This is a genomic window from Haloferax sp. Q22, assembly GCF_001482285.1.
Lineage (GTDB): Archaea > Halobacteriota > Halobacteria > Halobacteriales > Haloferacaceae > Haloferax.
Genome location: NZ_LOEP01000014.1, coordinates 1 through 18,829, shown reverse-complemented (window position 1 = coordinate 18,829; position 18,829 = coordinate 1). Strand labels below are relative to the sequence as shown.

The 18,829-nt window shown below is 66.4% G+C and carries 20 protein-coding genes; 16 read left to right on the top strand and 4 right to left on the bottom strand.

Annotation, left to right across the window (positions count from 1 at the left end):
- Positions 1-35 precede the first annotated feature (35 nt).
- Entirely contained in the window at positions 36-608 is a 573-nt protein-coding gene (locus tag AM590_RS04465) for a hypothetical protein (RefSeq protein ID WP_058826422.1), read from the bottom strand.
- Positions 609-718: 110 nt separating this feature from the next.
- Between AM590_RS04465 and AM590_RS04460 the strand changes: the two genes are divergently transcribed.
- The 11 genes from AM590_RS04460 (at position 719) to AM590_RS04410 (ending at position 12,001) form a co-directional block, all read left to right on the top strand.
- Entirely contained in the window at positions 719-1,330 is a 612-nt protein-coding gene (locus AM590_RS04460; RefSeq protein WP_058826421.1) for a hypothetical protein, read from the top strand.
- 1 nt (position 1,331) lies between these two features.
- Positions 1,332-2,696 carry a hypothetical protein gene (locus AM590_RS04455; RefSeq protein ID WP_058826420.1) on the top strand — a complete coding sequence of 455 codons (1,365 nt, stop codon included), beginning with the start codon at positions 1,332-1,334 and terminating at the stop codon, positions 2,694-2,696.
- A gap of 111 nt (positions 2,697-2,807) precedes the next feature.
- Entirely contained in the window at positions 2,808-4,235 is a 1,428-nt protein-coding gene (locus AM590_RS04450) for an FAD-dependent oxidoreductase (protein ID WP_058826419.1), read from the top strand.
- Positions 4,236-4,457: 222 nt separating this feature from the next.
- Positions 4,458-5,375 carry a DMT family transporter gene (locus AM590_RS04445; RefSeq protein ID WP_058826523.1) on the top strand — a complete coding sequence of 306 codons (918 nt, stop codon included), beginning with the start codon at positions 4,458-4,460 and terminating at the stop codon, positions 5,373-5,375.
- Between the two features lie 157 nt (positions 5,376-5,532).
- The gene (locus AM590_RS04440; protein ID WP_004040969.1) at positions 5,533-5,739 is read left to right on the top strand and encodes a cold-shock protein; all 207 of its coding nucleotides are present in this window, start codon (positions 5,533-5,535) and stop codon (positions 5,737-5,739) included.
- A gap of 300 nt (positions 5,740-6,039) precedes the next feature.
- Positions 6,040-7,089 carry a metal ABC transporter substrate-binding protein gene (locus AM590_RS04435; RefSeq protein ID WP_058826418.1) on the top strand — a complete coding sequence of 350 codons (1,050 nt, stop codon included), beginning with the start codon at positions 6,040-6,042 and terminating at the stop codon, positions 7,087-7,089.
- Entirely contained in the window at positions 7,086-7,910 is an 825-nt protein-coding gene (locus AM590_RS04430; RefSeq protein ID WP_058826417.1) for a metal ABC transporter ATP-binding protein, read from the top strand. Before AM590_RS04435 ends, AM590_RS04430 begins: the two co-directional genes overlap by 4 nt.
- Complete coding sequence (locus AM590_RS04425; protein WP_058826416.1) at positions 7,907-8,893, top strand: metal ABC transporter permease; 987 nt, start codon at positions 7,907-7,909, stop codon at positions 8,891-8,893. The genes AM590_RS04430 and AM590_RS04425 overlap by 4 nt, the downstream gene beginning before the upstream one ends.
- Positions 8,894-9,160: 267 nt before the next feature.
- Positions 9,161-10,204 carry a methyl-accepting chemotaxis protein gene (locus AM590_RS04420; RefSeq protein WP_058826415.1) on the top strand — a complete coding sequence of 348 codons (1,044 nt, stop codon included), beginning with the start codon at positions 9,161-9,163 and terminating at the stop codon, positions 10,202-10,204.
- Positions 10,205-10,642, top strand: coding sequence for a chemotaxis protein CheW (locus tag AM590_RS04415; RefSeq protein WP_058826414.1), 438 nt, complete (start codon positions 10,205-10,207; stop codon positions 10,640-10,642). It begins immediately after the preceding gene.
- A 48-nt stretch (positions 10,643-10,690) separates the two neighbouring features.
- A complete protein-coding gene (locus tag AM590_RS04410) occupies positions 10,691-12,001 on the top strand; it encodes an MFS transporter (RefSeq protein ID WP_058826413.1) in 1,311 nt (436 codons plus the stop codon).
- 3 nt (positions 12,002-12,004) lie between these two features.
- On the opposite strand, the gene AM590_RS04405 is transcribed toward AM590_RS04410, so the two are convergent.
- Positions 12,005-12,610, bottom strand: coding sequence for a hypothetical protein (locus AM590_RS04405; RefSeq protein ID WP_058826412.1), 606 nt, complete (start codon positions 12,608-12,610; stop codon positions 12,005-12,007).
- A 183-nt stretch (positions 12,611-12,793) separates the two neighbouring features.
- Here AM590_RS04405 and AM590_RS04400 point away from each other — a divergent pair, with 183 nt between their 5' ends.
- The 4 genes from AM590_RS04400 (at position 12,794) to AM590_RS04385 (ending at position 16,161) form a co-directional block, all read left to right on the top strand.
- Positions 12,794-13,435 carry an NADPH-dependent F420 reductase gene (locus tag AM590_RS04400; RefSeq protein WP_058826411.1) on the top strand — a complete coding sequence of 214 codons (642 nt, stop codon included), beginning with the start codon at positions 12,794-12,796 and terminating at the stop codon, positions 13,433-13,435.
- 176 nt (positions 13,436-13,611) lie between these two features.
- Complete coding sequence (locus AM590_RS04395; RefSeq protein WP_058826410.1) at positions 13,612-13,926, top strand: HalOD1 output domain-containing protein; 315 nt, start codon at positions 13,612-13,614, stop codon at positions 13,924-13,926.
- A gap of 181 nt (positions 13,927-14,107) precedes the next feature.
- Entirely contained in the window at positions 14,108-15,433 is a 1,326-nt protein-coding gene (gene glmM / locus AM590_RS04390) for a phosphoglucosamine mutase (RefSeq protein WP_058826409.1), read from the top strand.
- Between the two features lie 116 nt (positions 15,434-15,549).
- Complete coding sequence (locus AM590_RS04385; RefSeq protein ID WP_058826408.1) at positions 15,550-16,161, top strand: nitrous oxide reductase accessory protein NosL; 612 nt, start codon at positions 15,550-15,552, stop codon at positions 16,159-16,161.
- Between the two features lie 47 nt (positions 16,162-16,208).
- Here AM590_RS04385 and AM590_RS04380 read toward each other — a convergent pair whose 3' ends face one another.
- Both AM590_RS04380 and AM590_RS04375 read right to left on the bottom strand, forming a co-directional pair.
- Positions 16,209-16,631 carry a hypothetical protein gene (locus AM590_RS04380; protein WP_042663194.1) on the bottom strand — a complete coding sequence of 141 codons (423 nt, stop codon included), beginning with the start codon at positions 16,629-16,631 and terminating at the stop codon, positions 16,209-16,211.
- A gap of 590 nt (positions 16,632-17,221) precedes the next feature.
- Complete coding sequence (locus AM590_RS04375; RefSeq protein ID WP_004978148.1) at positions 17,222-17,500, bottom strand: PadR family transcriptional regulator; 279 nt, start codon at positions 17,498-17,500, stop codon at positions 17,222-17,224.
- Between the two features lie 346 nt (positions 17,501-17,846).
- Here AM590_RS04375 and AM590_RS04370 point away from each other — a divergent pair, with 346 nt between their 5' ends.
- Complete coding sequence (locus AM590_RS04370; RefSeq protein ID WP_058826407.1) at positions 17,847-18,380, top strand: hypothetical protein; 534 nt, start codon at positions 17,847-17,849, stop codon at positions 18,378-18,380.
- Positions 18,381-18,829 lie beyond the last annotated feature (449 nt).

The window sequence follows — 18,829 nt, the reverse complement described above, 5'->3', positions numbered from 1 at the left end:
AGCCCCTACGAACGGGGGGTGTATGAGCGTGTCCGCTAGCCGTCGCCCCAGAGGGCGTCCGCGAGGCGCGACCCCGACGGAACGGCCTCGCGGAAGGGGACCGAGTCGAACGCGAGCGGCCCGTTGAGCGAGAGGAAGCCGAGTTCGCCCTCGGGCGCGCGGTCGAGGTTGGTCAGGAACGCCACCTTTCGGACGGCCTCGACGCCCTCGACGGTCGCGTCGGGGTCGACCGACTCGTACAGGGCGGCGTGTTCCCGGACGTGCTCGACGCAGCGTTTCGTCGGCGCGAACAGCAACAGCGCGTGGACGCCCGGCCCCTCGCGGCCGAGTTTCGTCCGGATGGCGTGTTCGTCGTCCTTGTAGAAGTAGCGCTCCATGCGGCGGTACTGACGGAGTATTTCGTTCGCACCGGTGGCGTGGCGGACGGCGGCGTCGGCCTTGAGTTCGATGAGGTAGTCAACCGGTTCGGGCGTCCGCACCCTGACGTACACGTCGGCGACGCCGCGGTTCCCGTAGTGGTCGTACGGCTCTTCGAGGTGAATCTCCACGTCGTCGAAGGCCGCCCGGAAGTGCTCGACCACCCGCGTCGCCAACTCGTCCTCGCGCATCTGTCGGTCGAGACGAGGCGACCGTCGGGGAAATGTCCCGCGGTTCGGCCGGCGGCGACCCAACATATCGGAAAACACATACCGCGGGCGTTCGGTTGGAGAACCGACATATGTCCCTGCCGACCCGCAGACAGGTCCTCCGCGCCGGCGGCGCGTCCCTCGCCGCCGCGCTCGCCGGGTGCTCCGGCGAGGGGTCCAGTTCCAGCCTCGACGAGCCGCACGGTCCCTCCCCGGACACGCTCGTCACCGACTACGACCAGCTCCAACTCCGAAACGACACCGAGAGCGCGATTTTCCGAGACGCCGCCCGCGACGACGACGGGGCGGGGTCGTCGTACCTCGACGACTTCCTCGTCACCACCGACGAGGAACGCGCAGACGTCGAGTTCGCGGCGGACCCCGACGGCATCGACGAGGCTCGCGCGTTCATCGACGAGACGGATTTCGACGCGCAGACGCTCGTCATCACCCAGCACCGGACGGACGCTTGCCACCGGGTAAAACTGCTGTACGTCACGCACCCGCCGGACAGCGCCGTCCACCTCGACTTCTGTTACCCGCTCCGGCCGGCGTCGGTCGAGTGCTCCGTGGACGACCGCCACGTCGTCGCCTCGCTGGTGCGACTGCCCTACTCGTCGCAGGACGAGTCGAGTTGGGGACACGGCGGCGGAAGCAGTTGTCACCTCCCGTCGTCGCTCCGAACCGAGACGGAGGACGCCTGAGATGCCCCGAACGCGACGCGACGTGCTCGCCTCGCTCGCCGGGGTCGGCGTCGCCGGATTCGCGGGCTGTACGGCACTCGACGCGGGTGAATCCGAATCCGAATCCGACGACTCGGCACTTGACGCGGCGGCGCTCCGGGAGGTCAGGGAACTCGGGTCGCCGGCGTTCCCGGCCCGCGTTCCGGTCCCCATCGCGGAGTCGTACCTCGAACGGGGCCGCGCTCGCGCCCGCGAACTCCTCGCTTCGTGTCCCGAGACGATGTCTCCGGAGGAGGTCCCGAACGAGGCGGTCCGAGAAATCTACGCCGAGGCGTACGCGGACGCCGCCGAGGACCTCGAACGGACGACGGCGGACGAGACGCCCTTCGAGGCGCTTCGGGGACTGCGCTACGATCGCGGGGCCGCGGCGATGGCGAAGGGGACCTACGACGCCGCGGTCGGCGACCTCACCGAGGCCGACGTGCGCGATGAGGCCGAGTCGGTCCGCGCCGACATCGAGTCGTTCCGGCTCGGAACGCGCTACCTCGGGGACGAACCGGACCGGGCGCTCGTCGTGTACGAGGCCATCGAGAACCTCGTCATGGCGGCGTCCCGGTATCTCGACAACACCGACGAGTACAGTCGTTACGCCGGCAGCGCCCCGCGAGTCGGCGAACTGCTCGACGCGGTCGAGTCCGCGCGGGCGTCGCTCGACGGCGCGCGCCACGTCCGCGACCGCTATCTGGCGTCGATTGTCGACCCGGTTGACTTCACCGACGTATTCGAGTCAACCGCGTCCTCGCTCGCCGTGATTATCGAGGACCGCGGGGCCGAGTACCCCGAGGAGGGAGGGCTCGAATCCGTCGTCGCGGCCGAGGGGTTCGACACCGAGGAACTCGAATCAACGCCGGCCAAAGACCTGCTGGTGGAGACGTTCATCGAGTTTGGCTCGGGCGTCCGCACTGTCCGCGAAGCCCTCCGAAGCGACCGCTTCGCCACCTCGCTCGTGGGCGCTCACACCGCCGAGACGCACCGCCGCGTGTTCGAAGACGCTGTCACGGCGGTCAAGCGAGGCCGGTACGAGTCAGTCGAGTCCGCGGCCGCGGTCAGAGACGCGAAACTCGGCGCGCTCGAAGCCCTCGAAGCGGCCCGGTCGAACGGCTCGAACCCGCACCTGACGCGGCGCGCGCTGGTCGACATCGCCCATATGGTCGACCACGGAGACAGCTACTTCCGCGACGACTACTACGAGGACGGCGACCCTCGGGCCGCGCGAAACGCGCTCGCGCAGTACGCGACCACCGAGTTCACCGCGCGCGAGACGCCCGGTGCGAGCGCGTGGGTGCTCGGAACGCTCGCGGCCGACCGCGGCGGCGTCGGTCGCTGACGAGCCGGTACTTTCGTTTTCGCCGCGTTCTCGACCGTCGTCCTCGCGTCCGTGCGCCCGCCTCGCCCGGCCGGGGAAATTACGTGTCGGCGGCCGTACTACTTTCCCACGATGCCTGCCGAACCATTCGTCGTCGTCGGCGGCGACGCCGCCGGACTCTCCGCCGCGAGCAAGTTCGCCCGCGCCGACGCCGACCGCGAGGTCGTCGTCTTCGAGAAGGGCCGCTGGGTCTCCTACGCCCACTGCGGCACGCCATACTTCGTCAAAGGCGAGGTCGAGAAGCTCACCGACATGCTCTCGCTGTCGCCTGAGGAGGCCGCCGACCGCGGCATCGACCTCCGGCGCGAACACGAGGTCGTCGCCGTCGATACCGACGAGCGAGTCGTCACGGTCGACGGCCCGGACGGGACGTTCGAACAGCCCTACGGTGACCTCCTCGTCGCTACCGGTGCGCGGGCGCTCCGCGAACCGATAGATGGTATCGACCTCGACGGTGCATTCACGCTCCACGGCCTGGACGACGCGGCGGCGATTCGGTCGTTCCTCACCGACCCGGACGAAGCACCGGTGGCCGACCTCGGCGGCGGCGGGTTCGTCGACGAGGCGCGCGCGGCCCGCTTCGGCGCGATGGAACCGCCCGAGTCGGTCGCCATCGTCGGTGGCGGCTTCGTCGGCGTCGAGATGGCGGAGGCGTTCACCGCCCACGGCCTCGATGTCCACCTGTTCCAGCGGTCCGGCCACGTCCTCAGCTCGTTCGGCGACGCCGTGGGCGAGCGGGTCGAGGAACATCTCGAAGCCCACGGCGTCACGCTCCACCTCGGCGCGTCGGTGGAGCGACTCCGCGGCGACGACGCGGGCCGGGTCGAGGCCGTCGTCTGCGAGGACGACGAACTCGCGGTCGACGCGGCGATGGTCGGTATCGGTCTCCGCCCCAACTCGGACCTCGTCGCCGACGCGGTCGACCTCGGTGAGACGGGCGCTATCGCGGTCGACGACTACGGACGGACGAGCGCGGAGCGCGTCTACGCCGCGGGCGACTGCGCCGAAATCGACCACGTCGTCACCGGCGAGCCGACGTGGAACACGCTCGGCCTGCCCGCGAACCGCGCCGGGCGCGCCATCGGCCAGACCGTCGCCGGCGACCCCGAACCCATCGGAACCGTCGCGAACACTTCGGTCGTGAAGGCGTTCGACCTCGAATGCGGCCGCGCCGGCGTGACCGACCTCGACGAGGCGCGCGATGCCGGCTTCGACCCCGTCTCGGAGACTATCACCGCCGGTTCGCGGTCGGGCTACTACCCCGGGTCCGCCGAGACGACCGTCACGCTCGTCGCCGACCGCGACACTGGGCGACTGCTCGGCGGTACCATCGTCGGGGCCGACCGCGCCGCCGTCAGAATCGACACCGTGGCGACCGCGCTCGCCGCCGAGTTGACCGTCGCCGAGGTGGAGCGTCTCGACCTCGGCTACGCGCCGCCGTTCAGCCCCGTCTGGGACCCGATTTTAACCGCGGCGAAGGTCCTTCGCGGGTCGCTCTAAGTCGCGAGCGGTTCGAAATTCGAACCGAACAAAACGACTATTATCGATTATGTGGTAATGATACGCTCACGTGCTGAATATTACTGCAACTGAACGCGGGCGTCTCGAATCCGGGTCGGCGCGGACGGACCGGTCGGTGGGGCCGCAACGGTCGGCGGAGCCGATGGAGCGGCCGAGTCCGACGGGGGCACGTCGCCGACCGTCGAGCGGGGCGTGGTCTCGGTGAACAGCCGGGTCGCCGCCGGACTGTTCGTCCTTCTGGGACTCCTTTGGGGCAGTTCGTTCGTCGCTATCGAAGTCGGTCTCGCGTACTTCCCGCCGCTGCACTTCGCGGCGCTTCGGTTCTTCCTCGCGGGGCTCATCGTCCTCGGCTACGCCGCCGCCTCGACCGACTATTGGCGGCCACACAGCCGGACCGACTGGACGCTCGTCGGCGTCTCCGGCGGCCTCCTCATCGGCGCGCACCACGCGTTTCTCTACCTCGGACAGGAGCACGTTCCCGGCGCGGTGGCGGCCATCGTCATCAGTCTCGGACCGGTCCTGACCGCGCTGTTCGCGACGGGCATCCTCGGCGACCGCATCTCGGCGCTCGGCGTCCTCGGGTTCGGCTTCGGCTTTCTGGGCGTCGGCCTCGTCGCCCAACCGGACCCGAGCGCGCTCCTCTCCAGCGATGTGGTCGGCGTCGCCATCGTCTTCGTCGCCTCGGCGTGTTTCGCTCTCGGTGCCGTCCTGACGCGCCCCTTCTCCTCGGATATCCCGGCGCGGACGCTCCAGGCGTGGGCGATGCTGTTCGGGTCCGCGCTCCTGTTCGCCGGGGGAACTGTCACCGGCGAATCCCTCGCGGCTATCGAGTGGTCCGGCGTCGCCGTTGGCTCGCTGCTCTATCTCGCCGTCGTCAGCGGCGCGGGCGCGTTCCTCATCTACTTCGAACTGCTCGGCCGGTTCGGTCCGACGCAGATAAACCTCATCGGCTACGTCGAACCCGTCTCCGCGACGCTCCTCAGTTGGGCCTTCCTCGGCCAACTCATCGACGCCGTGACCGCGCTCGGTTTTGTCTCCATCTTCGCCGGCTTCGCGCTCATCAAGCGCCGGGCGCTCGGCGAGTTGGTCGCGGGTGCGCGCGGTCGGTCTGCGGAGTGATGGTTCGGAGTGGCGGTCGTCGTCGCTGTCAACCCCACTCGGTCCGGCATTCGTCTGCCGAAACGGGTGTTCGATAGTGGGCAAATGTAACGTGGCGGGTCGTGGTACCTTGACCCTCGGAAGGGTTATCCGTCGCCCGACCTTCGATTTGTTCGTAATGGCACACGGCAAAGTTGATTTCTTCAACGACACTGGCGGCTACGGTTTCATCTCTACTGACGACGGCGACCTCGACGACGACGAAGACGTGTTCTTCCACATGGAAGACGTCGGCGGCGACGACCTCACCGAAGGCACCGAAGTCGAGTTCGACATCGAGTCCTCGCCCAAGGGACCCCGCGCGGCGAACGTCGTTCGGCAGTAACACCGAGACGCGACTGCTGTTTGTAGCGGCAGACGACATCTCGACTTTTCAGACGATTACACGGCGAGCCGAGGCTCTCGGCGGAGCCGACCGTCTCGGCCGTGGTTTGCCCGTCACTGTTCGTCCTCGCGCCGACCCGCGGGCGGCCGTTCCTTTCTCTGTCTCCTCATCTCTCTCGCCGATGTTCTGCTCCTTACTGAGAGCGGCGGCGCTCACCGGCGAATCCGCGATTGGCATCGTATAACAATCTCGGACAATAGAATAATAGCACTTATTATACTCGATGAACTTTCTATTAACATGCGAACGAAGACCCGACGCAGGTTCCTCGCGACAGTCGCCGGAAGCGCCGCCGTCGGCCTCGCGGGTTGTCTCGGCGGTGACGACTCGTCCGATTCGACCGACTCGTCGGCCGACTCGGAGACGACGGCGACGGCCTCGTTCTTCGTCTTCGGCGACGTGGCGCGGCACGTCGCTGGCGACGTCGCGTCCGTCGACACGCTCGTCCCCATCGGCCAGCACGGCCACGGTTGGGAGCCCGGTCCGGACGTACAGGGGCGGGTGCTCGAATCCGACCTGTTCGTCCACGGAATGCCCGGCTTTCAGCCGTGGGCCGACGACATTCGGTCGTCGCTCGAAGCCGACGGGTCGGATGTCGTCGCGGTCGACGCCGCCGCCGACGTGGAACTCCACGAAATCGGACCCGACGGCCACGTCCACGATGACGAGTCCCACGACGAGACGGAGCACCACGACGAGGAGACCGAACACCACGACGACGAACACGCCGAGGAGCAAGACGACGAACACGGTGAACTCGACCCGCACTTCTGGCTGGACCCCATGCGGGTCGCCACCGCGACCGAGACGCTCCGCGACGCCCTCCAATCGGTCGACTCGGCCAACGCCGACGCCTACGCCGCGAACGCCGAGTCCTACCGCGAGACGCTCTCGGAACTCGACGCGGCGTTCGAGGACGGCCTCGCCGACCGCGAGCGCGACGTGATTCTCGTCGCCGGCCACGACGCCTACGGCTACCTCGCCGACCGCTACGACCTCGAAATCGTCGGACTCACCGGTATCTCGCCCGATGAGGAGCCGTCGCCGCGGGACATCGAGCGAGCGCAGGCGACCATCGAGGAACACGGCATCCGACACGTCCTCGCCGACCCGCTGGAGTCCGACCGCGCCGCGCAGCAACTCGTCTCCGAGACGGACGCGGCGGACGTGCTCCCGCTCACGCCGCTTCCCGGCGTAATGACTGAGTGGGAGGAAAACGACTGGGGGTACGTGGACATCATGCGCGAGGTGAACCTGCCGTCGCTCCGGACGGCACTCGGCGCCCAATGACGGCTGTCTCGCTCAGCGACGTGACCTTTTCGTACGGCGATGTCCCGGTCGTGGACGGGGTTTCGCTCGACGTTCCCGAAGGCGAGTTTCTCGGGCTCGTCGGCCCGAACGGGTCGGGAAAGAGCACGCTCTTGACGCTGATGCTCGGTCTCCGCCGACCGACCCGCGGCGAGGTGCGTCTGTTCGACCGCCCCGCCCACGACTTCGCCGACGGCGAGCGCGTCGCCTACGTCGCACAGGACGCGACGGACGCGGCCCGGGACATGCCTGTCACCGTCCGCGAAGTCGTCCGGATGGGTCGCTACCCGCGGAATCTGTTCGGCCGCTTCTCGGCCGACGACCGCGAGGCGGTCGTCTCGGCGCTCGACCGCGTCGACATCGCGGACCTCGCCGACCGCCGCGTCGGGGCGCTCTCGGGCGGCCAGCGCCAACGGGTGTTCGTCGCCCGCGCGCTCGCCGCAGAGGCCGACTTGCTCGCCCTCGACGAGCCGACAGTCGCCCTCGATGCCGAGTCCCGGGAGGCGTTCTACGACCTCCTCGGCGATCTGAACGAGCAGGGGATGACGGTCGTCCTCGTCGAACACGACATCGGCGTCGTCACGGCCCGCGCGTCCCGAATCGCCTGTCTCAACAAGCGGCTGTACTTCCACGGCGACACCGAGGACATCGCCGACAGCGACGCGCTCGCCGCGGCCTACGGGGCGAACCAGCGCGTGCTCGACCACGACCACGGTCACGGCCGCTACCACGGCAACTCTCACGATCGCCAGCGCGGTCACTCCCACGGTGACGCCCGCGCCGAACCGGAGGATGAGCAGTGACCGGCCCCGTCGCGCTCGCGGCGACCGACCTCCTCGCGGTCGATTTCTCCGCGGCCGACTCCCTCGCGCCGCTCCTCGTTGCCGACGCATTCACGGGGATTTTCGACTGGTTCTTGACGGCGGTTGTCGGCGGGGTGTTCTCGTGGCTCGCCGGCGTCACCGGTCTCGATTTCCTCGGCTATCCCTACATGCAGCGGGCGTACCTCTCGGTGCTCTGTATCGGCGTCGTCGGCCCGTTGGTCGGGTCGTTCCTCGTCTATCGCGACCTCTCGATGGTCGGGGACACGCTCGCCCACACCGCCTTCGCCGGGGTCGCGCTCGCGCTCTTCCTCGACGCGACGCTCGGGCTCGCGGTCCCGCCGCTCCTCGGCGCGCTCGTCGTCGCGGTCGTCGCGGCCCTCGTCGTGCAGGCGCTCATCGAGTACACCGACGCCCGGAGCGACGCCGCACTGGCGATGGTCCTGACCGGCGGCTTCGCCCTCGGGAGCGTGCTCATCTCGCTGACCGGCGGCGGCATCTCGGTCGGTATCAACCAGTATCTGTTCGGCTCGCTGGCGACCGTCTCGCGGGCCGACGTGGGACTTCTCGTCTCGATGGGGCTCGTCGTCGTCGGCTCGGTTGCGGTCGCCTACCGTCCGCTCGTGTACGTCACGTTCGACGAGACCGCCGCCCGCGCGTCGCGGCTCCACGTCCGCGCCGTCAACACGCTCCTGTCGATTCTCACCGCGTTCGTCGTCGTCAGCGCGATGCGAATCATGGGCGTCATCCTCGTCGCGGCGCTGCTCGTCATCCCCGTCGTCACCGCCTCGCGGCTCGGGCGGAGCTTTAAGCAATCGCTCTTGTACGGCGTTCTCGCGGGCGAACTCGCGGGCGTCGCCGGCGTCACGGTCGCGTACCTCTACGGGCTCGCCGCCGGCGGCTCCATCGTCCTCGTCGCGCTCGCGGGCTTCGTCGCCGTCGCCGCCGGGCACCGACTGGCCTGAACACCCCGTTTCGGCCCTCCCACCGAATCCCGGTCGCGACGACTCCGGAGAGCCCCCACCGCGACCCGCGACCTTGACCAGACAAGTGATTTTTAAACCGACCGACGATTCCTGGTTCTGTCAGTGTCGGCAGCGTGGTATCTATCTTGCAATACCAATCCCGAATCCGTTATTTTTGGCCGTTTTGAGGCGATTAGCGGCAATTTGAGATTATCTCTATTGATACTGTTCGCGAATACTTATCACTTTACTCCCACACTCGTTCGTATGGCAATCGAGCGAAACGAACGGGAACCGGCCGCCGGAGACGGGGCTACCTCCCGACAGCACGACACGTATTCCGGTCCCGGTGCCGCCGGCGCGGCGACAGACGAGGTCCTCGGCGACGTGGACGACGTGGACGACGCGACCGACGAAATCGGTACGGCCGTCGCCGAACTCTCCGACGCCTCCGAGAGCGTGGCCGTCAGCGCACAGGAGATAAGCGACCTCGCGGGCGACCAGTCGACCAACATGCATGAGGTCGCCGGCGAGGTGTCGAATCTGAGCGCCAGCGTCGAGCAGATAGCCTCCAGCGCCGACCAGACGAAGGCGATGAGCGACCAGGCGCGCGACCTCGCCGCCGAGGGTCGAAGCTCCGCCGACAACGCCGCGGACGCGATGGAGACCGTCGACGACGTGACCACCGAGGTGTACGACGAAATCACCGACCTCCGCGCGAAAGTCGACCAGATAGACAGCGTCGTCGAGGTCATCAACGACATCGCCGACCAGACGAACCTGCTCGCCCTCAACGCCTCTATCGAGGCCGCGCGGGCCGGGGAGGCGGGAGCCGGTTTCGCCGTCGTCGCCGACGAGGTCAAGAGCCTCGCGGAGCAGTCCCGCGACAGCGTCTCCGAAATCGAGACGGTCGTCGGTGACATCCAGGAGACGACGGAGACGACCGTCGGCAACATCGAGGAGGCGAACGAGGAGGTCAACGACGGCATCTCGGAGGTCGACGCTGCCGTCTCCGCCCTCCGGAACATCGACTCTGCGGTCGGTGAGGCCGCCGCCGGCGCGGAGGAGGTCGCCCGCGCGACCGACCAGCAGGCCGCGAGCACCGAGGAGGTGGCGAGCCTCGTCGACCAGACCGCTCGGGGCGCAGAAGAGGTCGCCGGCGAGATAGACCAGGTCGCCGCGGCCACCGAAGAGCAGACGGCGAAGATTTCGGAGGTCGCGCTCCTCGTTGGCCACATCGACGACGAGGTGGACGACCTCGAAGACGAACTCGACGCGGCCGAAGACGGGCGCTCCGTCCGGAGCGCGTAGATGTCACTCACGGACGCGCCCGGCGCGGCGCTCGACGAACCGACGCAGGTCCTCGAATTCGAAATCGGCGAGGAGCGTTACTGCGTGGCCCTTGATGTCGTCACCGAGATCATCGACCGCAAGCCGACCCGCTCGCTCCCGGACTCGCCGCCGCACGTCGTCGGCGCGATGGACTACCGGGGCGCGACGACGATGCTCGTCGACACGGCTTCGCTCCTCGGCGTGGGGTCGAACCCGGACGCCTCCCGCGTCGTCGTCTTCGACGCCGCCGACGAGGACGCGACCGTGTTCGGCTGGCTGGTCGACGAGGTCGACCGCGTGACGGCGGTCGACCCCGAGAGCGTCGACGACGCGCCGTTCGGCGACGACCTGACCCGCGGCGTCGTCAGGGGCGACGACGGCCTCGTCGTCTGGGTCGACCCGCCGGTCGACGAATAGGCCGACCGCACCGTACTTTCTTGAGTGCTCCCGCGAACCACTCGGACGATGGGAACGCTCCGGGACGCCGTCGATAGCTTCGATTCCTTCCGGCAGTTCGTCGGACTCGAACGCGACGTGCTCGTCCTCTCGGTGGCGATGTTCGCGTTCAGCCTCTCGTTTCAGATGACCGGCCGGTACGTTCCGGAGTACCTCCGGGTGCTCGGGGCCGGCGCGACCGTGGTCGGTCTCTACGGGAGCGTCGGCAACCTCATCGGGGCGCTGTACCCGTATCCGGGCGGCGCGCTCTCCGACCGCCTCGGGTCGCGCCTCTCGCTCACGCTGTTCGGAACCGTCTCCTCGGCCGGTTTTCTCTTCTGGTTCGTCGCCCCGCAAGTTCCCGAGGTGACGCTCGCGGGCGTCTCGCTCGAACCGTGGCTCTGGATTTTCGTCGGGCTGTTTCTCACGCAGGCGTGGAAGTCGTTCGGCCTCGGTGCGACGTTTGCCATCGTCAAGCAGAGCGTTCCGCCGGAGCGACTGGCGATGGGCTTCGCCAGCACCGAGATTTTCCGCCGCGTCGGCTTCCTCCTCGGACCGCTCATCGCGGCCGCGCTGTTGGCGGCGACGGCGACGTTCGTCGAGGGCTTCCGGTACGTCCTCATCGTGGCCGCGGCCTTCGGTATCGTCGCCACCGTCGCCCAGCACGTCCTCTACGACGCGGGCGGGGACTCGCTGGGCAAGTCGTTCGAGGGGCTCGCACAGCTCCGCGACGACCTCCGGTCGCTCCCGGAGACGCTCCGCCCGCTCCTCGTCGCAGACACGCTCATCCGGTTCGCCAACGGGATGGTGTACGTCTTCTTCGTCATCGTCGTCACGGAGTTCCTCGACGTCGGCTTCACCGGGTTCGGCGTCTCGCTCCGCCCAGACGCCTTCTTCGGCGTCCTCCTCGGCGTCGAGATGGCCGTCGCGCTCCTGACGAAACTCCCCGTCTCGAAGCTCGCCGAGCGAACCGGTCTCAAGCCGGTCGTCGGCCTCGGGTTCGCGGTGTACGCCGTCTTTCCGGTCCTCCTCATCTTCGCGCCGGCGGACCAGTGGGTCGTCGTCGCCCTCTTTGCCTTCTCGGGGCTCCGGTTCGCCGGCCTCCCCGCGCACAAGGCGCTCATCGTCGGCCCGGCCGAGCGGAACGCCGGCGGCCGGGTGACGGGCGCGTACTACCTCGTGCGGAACACCATCGTCATCCCGAGCGCGGCGCTCGGTGGCTGGCTCTACGCGAGCGACCCGACGCTGGCGTTCTCGGTCGCGTCGCTCGTCGGCGTGGTCGGCGTGGTTTACTTCGCCCTGCGCGGAAAAGAGTTCGAGGCGTACGCCGGCGGGGCCTGACGCTCAGTTCGGGACGACGAGGTCGACCTCGAAGTAGTACATCGCGTCGAGGTCGCCCTCGAAGACGAGGTGGATGAGCGCGTTCTTGTCCGCCGGGACGTTGTTGCTCACGTCCGTGTCCTCGGCGACGAGCTCGCCCTCGGCGTCGTACACCCGACCGACGACGCTCAGCCGCCCGATTCGCGAGGCGGTGTCAACTGAGAGGCCGACGCGGTAGGTCTCCGCCTCCTCGTCGGTCTCGGCGTAGTTCTGCCACGCCTTCGCGTACGGGAGGTCAGAGGAGACGACGACGCCCGGCACGGGCCCCTTAGTCAGGAGTGTGCCCACGACGTCCGGGTCGTCGTCCTCGCGCTCGAAGTCGATGCGGTCTTCGGGAGCGTCGGTCGTCGGCTCCGGCGTCGATTCGGGTGTCGGTTCGGTGGGCTGTTCGGTCGTCGGCTCGGGGGTCGGCTCGGGCGAGTCGGTCGCCTGTCTCGCGGGCTGTTCGTCGCCGGCTGGGTCGTCGTTCTGGTCGGCCGCCGGGTCGAGCGCGTTACCCTCCGCACCGAGGCAGCCGGAGAGGAGCACCACGCTCGCTCCGACGCCGCCGAGGAATGTTCGTCTGTTCATGTCGCTTCCAACGCCACATATATACTAAATTATGATTGTACTGAATAGCTGAAGATTCCGGGATAGAGAAGGTCTGATGCGGTTATGTGGCTCATTACGATTAGTGAACCACGAGTGAGAGAGCCTTCATCCTTCGCCGCCGACCACACAAAGATTCAACTTTGTTAACATATATCTTTGTTCATGGACATCGGAATACTCGGCGCTGGCCGACTCGGCGGGACGTTGGCCCAACTCCTCGTGGAGTCGGACCACGAGGTGGCGATAGCCAACGAAAGCGGAGTCGAGTCGCTCACGGACCTCTCCGAGACGCTCGGGCCGCAACTTCGCGCGGTTGAACCGACGCAAGCGATTCGGTTCGGCGACGTGGTCTTCCTCGCCGTTCCGTTCCGAGAGCGCGATTCGCTCCCCGACGCGGACCACTTCGCGGAGAAGATAGTCGTCGACGCGATGAACCCCTACACCGAGAACTTCCACGTCATCGACCTCGGTGACGACACCTCCTCGGAACTCGTCGCGGCCCAGCTCCCGGACGCGAAACTAGTCAAGTCGTTCAACACCATCCACTGGGAGACGCTGCGCGACCTCGGACACCCGGACCTTCCCGACTCGGAGCGTCTCGCGGTCTTCCTCGCCGGCGACGACTCGGACGCCAAAGCCCGCGTCGCCGACCTCATCCGTGACATCGGCTTCGGCCCGGTTGACGTCGGTGGCCTCGTTTCGGGCGGCGAACTACTGGAGCCCGGATCGGCGCTCTACAAGCGCGAAATCACGGTCGAGGAGGCGCGCGAAACCGTCCGAACGCTTCGTGCCCGGCAGGGCTGACCGTCGCTCCTCCGAAACCATCACGAATTTTGATTGTGTATGGTGGGCACCAGATTGCGATCGCGGAGTACCACGGCTGTACCCGTCTATTTCCGTGACGTTCACGAATTACAACTGTTCACAAATAGCATGGATTTAAGGGGAACCATCGCACACAGACGCCTGTTAAGGCACCCATGATGGCACAGACGAACGACTGGAAGGACTCGCGCGTGACGTACGACGAGTCGACCGGGTCATACCGCGTCGACCGCGACTCTTCCGAGCTCCTAAGCACGAACGTTGTATTGAGTATTGCGGCAATCGAGGGCGTCCGACCGACGCAGCTCCCGCCGCTCGCACAGACTATCGACCCCGACGCCCTCGAAACGGTCTTCGGCTGTTCTGAGGACGCGCTCCTCTCGTTTTCCTACGCGGGCTACCGCGTGACGCTCGACGCGCTCGGTTCTATTGAAGTGGTCCCCATCGGCGACGCCCAGCCCCTCCAGTGAGGCGACTCACCGCCTAATCGCCGACCACTTACCGCTCATCCGCCCCGGCGAGTGGCGACACGGCCCCTCGATTCGTCACGCCGGCCTCGCGATTCGCCGCCTTCCAGTAGGTACCGCCTGACCGCCCGTTTGTGACAGTAGGCGAAACATACCAAAACGTCCTGTCACCGTCTCCCACGGTATGTTCGGAACGAGTGGAATCAGGGGTCCGGTTGGCCGAACCGTGACCGCCGAACTCGCCCTTCGAATCGGCCGCGCGGTCGGCTGCGACGCCTGCACCGTCGTCGTCGGGCAGGACGCCCGCCTCAGCGGGGACGTCCTCGCCGACGCCGTGAGCGCCGGCGTCCGCGAGTGCGGCGCGAACGTGGTCCGACTCGGCGTCGTCTCGACCCCCACAGTCGCCCGCGCGGTCGGCTGGGCCGGCGCGGACGCCGGTATCGGTATCACGGCGTCTCACAACCCCGCGTCGGACAACGGGCTGAAGCTCTGGACGCCGAGCGGCCGCGCCTTCGACAAGGCCCAGACGCGCGACATCGTCCACCGGCTCAACCGCGACGAGGTGTCGCTCGCCCCGTGGGACGAACTCGGCGAGGAGCGCGAGTGGCCCGACGCCGCGGCTCGCCACGTGAATCACCTCGTCTCGTCGTTCGACGACCTCGACGACGTGACCGTCGCGTTCGATCTCGGCAACGGCACGGGTCGCGTCTCGGTCGACGCGCTCTACGAGCTCGGCGCGACGGTCAACACCATCGACGGCCAACTGGACGGTCGGTTCCCCGCTCGTAAGAGCGAGCCGAACGCCGAGACGCTCACTGCGCTCCGCCGGACCGTTCCCGCGCTCGACGCGGACGTGGGTCTCGCCCACGACGGCGACGCGGACCGACTCGTCGCGGTCGACGAGACCGGCGCGTACGTCCCCGGCGACGCGCTCCTCGCGCTGTTCGCGCGGGACGCCGTCTCCCCGGGCGACGCCGTCGCCGTCCCCGTCGACACGAGCCTCCTCGTGCAAGATGTGGTCGAATCCGCCGGGGGGCACGTCACCTACACGCCGGTCGGCGACGTCCACGTCGCCGAGGCGGTCGCCGAACCCGGCTACGTCTTCGGTGGCGAACCCTCCGGCGCGTGGATTTGGCCGGACGAGACGCTCGCACCCGACGGCCACTACGCGGCACTCAAACTCGCCGACCTCGTGGCCCGCGGCGGGCCGCTGTCCGAGCAGGTCGCCGACCTCGGCGGGGCGGCGTACGCCACCCGCCGCGCGAGCCTCTCGTTCGACGACAAACACCAGGCGATGGACCGCATCGCCCGCGACATCCACGCGACGTACGACGAGGTCGACACCATCGACGGCATCCGCGTCGACACCGACGACGGCTGGTTCCTCGTCCGCGCCAGCGGGACCGAACCGCTGGTCCGAATCACGGCGGAGGCCCGCGACGAGGAGGACGCCGACCGCCTGTTCGCGGACGTTCGCTCGCTCGTCGAGGGCGCGCGGGTCGTCGCCTGACCCCCTCATTTTTGTGACCCGTCCGCCTCCTCGGCGAGGGTAGTTCAGTTCGCGCACGCGAGCGACCGTTCTCACGGTTTATGTACCATGACGCCCGACCTCTGCACAGAGCGACGATGCACGATGACTCTCCGCCGCGCGACCGCTCGAACGGTTCGTTCACGCGCCGAGCCGCGACGAAAGCCGTTTCTCTCGGCGCGCTCGCGGCCCTCGCGGGCTGTCTCGGCGGCGGTTCGAACGCGGAGCCGACGCCCGAACCGGTCGACCTCTCGGGCGGGAAGGAAGACGACCAAGGCGGGATGGTCATCGGCCTCCACGCCGGCCCGAACGGACAGGTTTTCTACCGCGACAACGCGCCCGAGGACCACGACAACCCGGCGTGGTTCCACACCCTCAGCATGGGGCTGTTCCCGTACTACTTCGAACGCCGAGAGCAGGGCTGGGAGGCGACGGCGGTGTACGTCACGGACTACTCGACGGTCGACTACGAGCTCTCGACAGAGGGCGGCGACACGTTCATTTCGACTCACACCGGCGCTGAGACCTTCGGCGACGCCACCGAGATGACGTACGTCGTCGAAAGCGACGTGCTCGGAGGCATGGGTAAAGACCTGATTCCCTTTTCGTCGGGTTCCGACGCCGACGAGTTCGTCGCCGAATACGGCGGGGAAACCGTACCGTTCGACGACGTGACGCCCGAGTGGCTCAGCGGCTACATGCGCTCGTAGCGCCGCCGCTGTCGGTCGCTTCGAAAACAACGGAATTTCCGACGGCCTCAGAACGAGTCGTTGGGGATGCGGACGCCGTCGACGTAGACCGACACCGCGTCGGTCGACTGGAAGTTGGTGATGTCGCCCGCGAACTGGTAGCGCCGGGAGTCGTCGTCGACGGTACCCTCGGCGGCGGGACCGACCGTCCCGGTCGTGCTGAGCGCGCCGTTCGATTGGAGCGGTGAGATAGAGCCGCTGACCGTCACTTCGAACGAAGAGACGGGACCGGTGCCCGCAACGACGAGCGTGTGCCCGTCGTCGTCGACCGGTTCGTCGGCCTGTTCCGTCGCCGAGCCGAGCCCAGAGAACCCCGCGAGTGCACCAGTGGCCGATACCGACCCGCACAGCGCGAGGTACTTGCGTCTACCGACGTCGTCGTCAGTCGTCGTCGTTTCTGGGTCCTGCCCGGTGGACCGTTCACTTACCATGTCTCAGGGGTTGCGGATTACACGCATAAATGTTGCGATAATTACATTAGTAGGAATACATGAATATCTATCGATGATACTATTGCTATCGTTATTGTTCGAATTGCCGACGAATTCTGGTGATTCACTTTGACCAGAAAAACGACCGACAGCAACCTCTTATTCTCGAATTAATCCGTTTCTTATGGCTGCATTAATGTCTGAGTTGCGGTGTCGATTTGAATGTCCTTCTTGTGATATTTTTGACGACGACCGAATGTACTAATTTCTGATAGATATTCTGGTGGCGTTCGCTGCGGCCGCGCTCTCGGCCGTCCGAGCGTCTATGCGCCTCGAAACCGCGGCGGACGGGTCAGGAGCCGCGGCGCCGGGCGTTGAGCCTCGTCGAACACGGTCGGCTCAGCGCCGCTGCGGTCGCTCAACTCGAATCGGCGCTGAAAAGGGGAGAGGACCGAACGAGACCGCGGGGACCGATGCGGCCACCAGCGACGAGCTGTTCTCGTCTTCTTTCTTCCGGGGCGAGCGTCCCACTCGCGCCCTCGGGTGTTCGAACGGACGGTTCGTCGCTCAGCTGTGGAGACGGCGGCGTGCTATCCGAGGAACCCGACGTGACGGTCTTCCCAGTCCCGGCGCTCGACGATGGACTCGCGGCCTTTCTCGGACATCTCGTAGAAGTTCGTTCGGCGGTCGTGCTGTCCCTTGTTCACGTACCCTTGTTCAACGAGGGCGTCGAGGTTCGGGTAGAGCCGACCGTGGTTCACCTCCCCGACGTCCTTGCTGATCATCTCTTTAATCTCCTGCCCGGACGGGCGCTCTGCGCCGGCAATCACGTACAGCAGGTCGCGCTGGAAGCCAGTCAATTCGAACATTGTAGTCTCGAATCTAAGTATCGCCGCCATCGGGTATTGTTAGCCACCTCTATACTGGACAATTGGGTTCCTTACCGCCGCTGTTGCGAGTTTGCTCCCATTCCGGCGCGAGGACTTTTCTCAAAACCGACGAGATGCGTAATCATCTCCGAGACCGAGATAACTCCCTCCCGCTGACCGTCTGTAACCCAGTAAATATCCCGTGAAGATGAGCTTAATCCTCGTTAGAAACTCGGTCAGTGCCTCCCGGAAACGTCACGATAACAAAGGTTGGTTGTGGTGTATTACGACTCAACCGGGCCTGGTCTTCTTTCGCATCGCATGCGAGAACCCCCCGCACACGACGATGACAACACTATCAAAAGACGAGCTCTTTCGCATCCTCAGTAACTCGCGCCGGAGGCAGATTCTCTACTTCCTTCACCGCGCGGGCGAAGCAATCTCGTTGAAGCAACTCGCGGCGATGGTCGCGGCTCGAGAGAACGGCACGGCGGTCGAGGACGTGACCGACGAAGAGCGACAGCGCGTGTATATCTCGCTGTACCAGACGCACCTCCCGAAACTCGAGAGCGCCGGACTGGTCGATTACGACGACGAGGAGCGGTCCGTCGAACTCGTCCCGAACGTCGCCAAGCGGGGGTTCTTCTGGATGCAACCCGACGCGCGCGAGTCGTGGAGTCGGTACTACGCACTTCTCGGCGCGGTCAGTTGGGTGCTCATCCTCGGAGTGTGGGCGGGGATCCCTGGATTCGCGCTCGTCTCGTGGAGCGCAATCGCGGTGTTCGTCTCCGCGGCGCTCCTCGTGCTGGTGTTCGCGCAGTACCTCTCCGAGCAACGTGAGGGTACCTCGGCCGACGCTTTCGAAGCGCTCGTGGAATAAACCGTCTCCTCGAGACTGCCGTGGACAGTCGCTCCGGAGCTCTCGCGTATTCTCAGTCGGTGCTACTGCCGAATCGTCGTATCCGTGAACTTAACTCTCAGTCGATTTTGGTGTCGCGTCCAATTGCGGTTCTCGCAGGTGAAAAATCGGGCCACACTACTGCTTTCCGGTAGTACAACGATACTGTCGGATACATTGAAATTCTGAGTTAGTATAGATTGTTACGACCACTTTACTTGCAGATTTTGCGACCCTAACAGTCGGTGAAATCAGAGTGTGGGATTCTCAGACAAGTATATATCCTCGTTTAACCTATTAACTCGTTGACCCTCTGAATCTGGGGCGCGCTTGGTGGGGCGCAGAGGGTGTCATAGAAGAGTTCTCACACCGTGATCACGGTACTTCCCGGATTGTCTCCACGTTCGTAGTTGGTGATTGCGACGACGAGG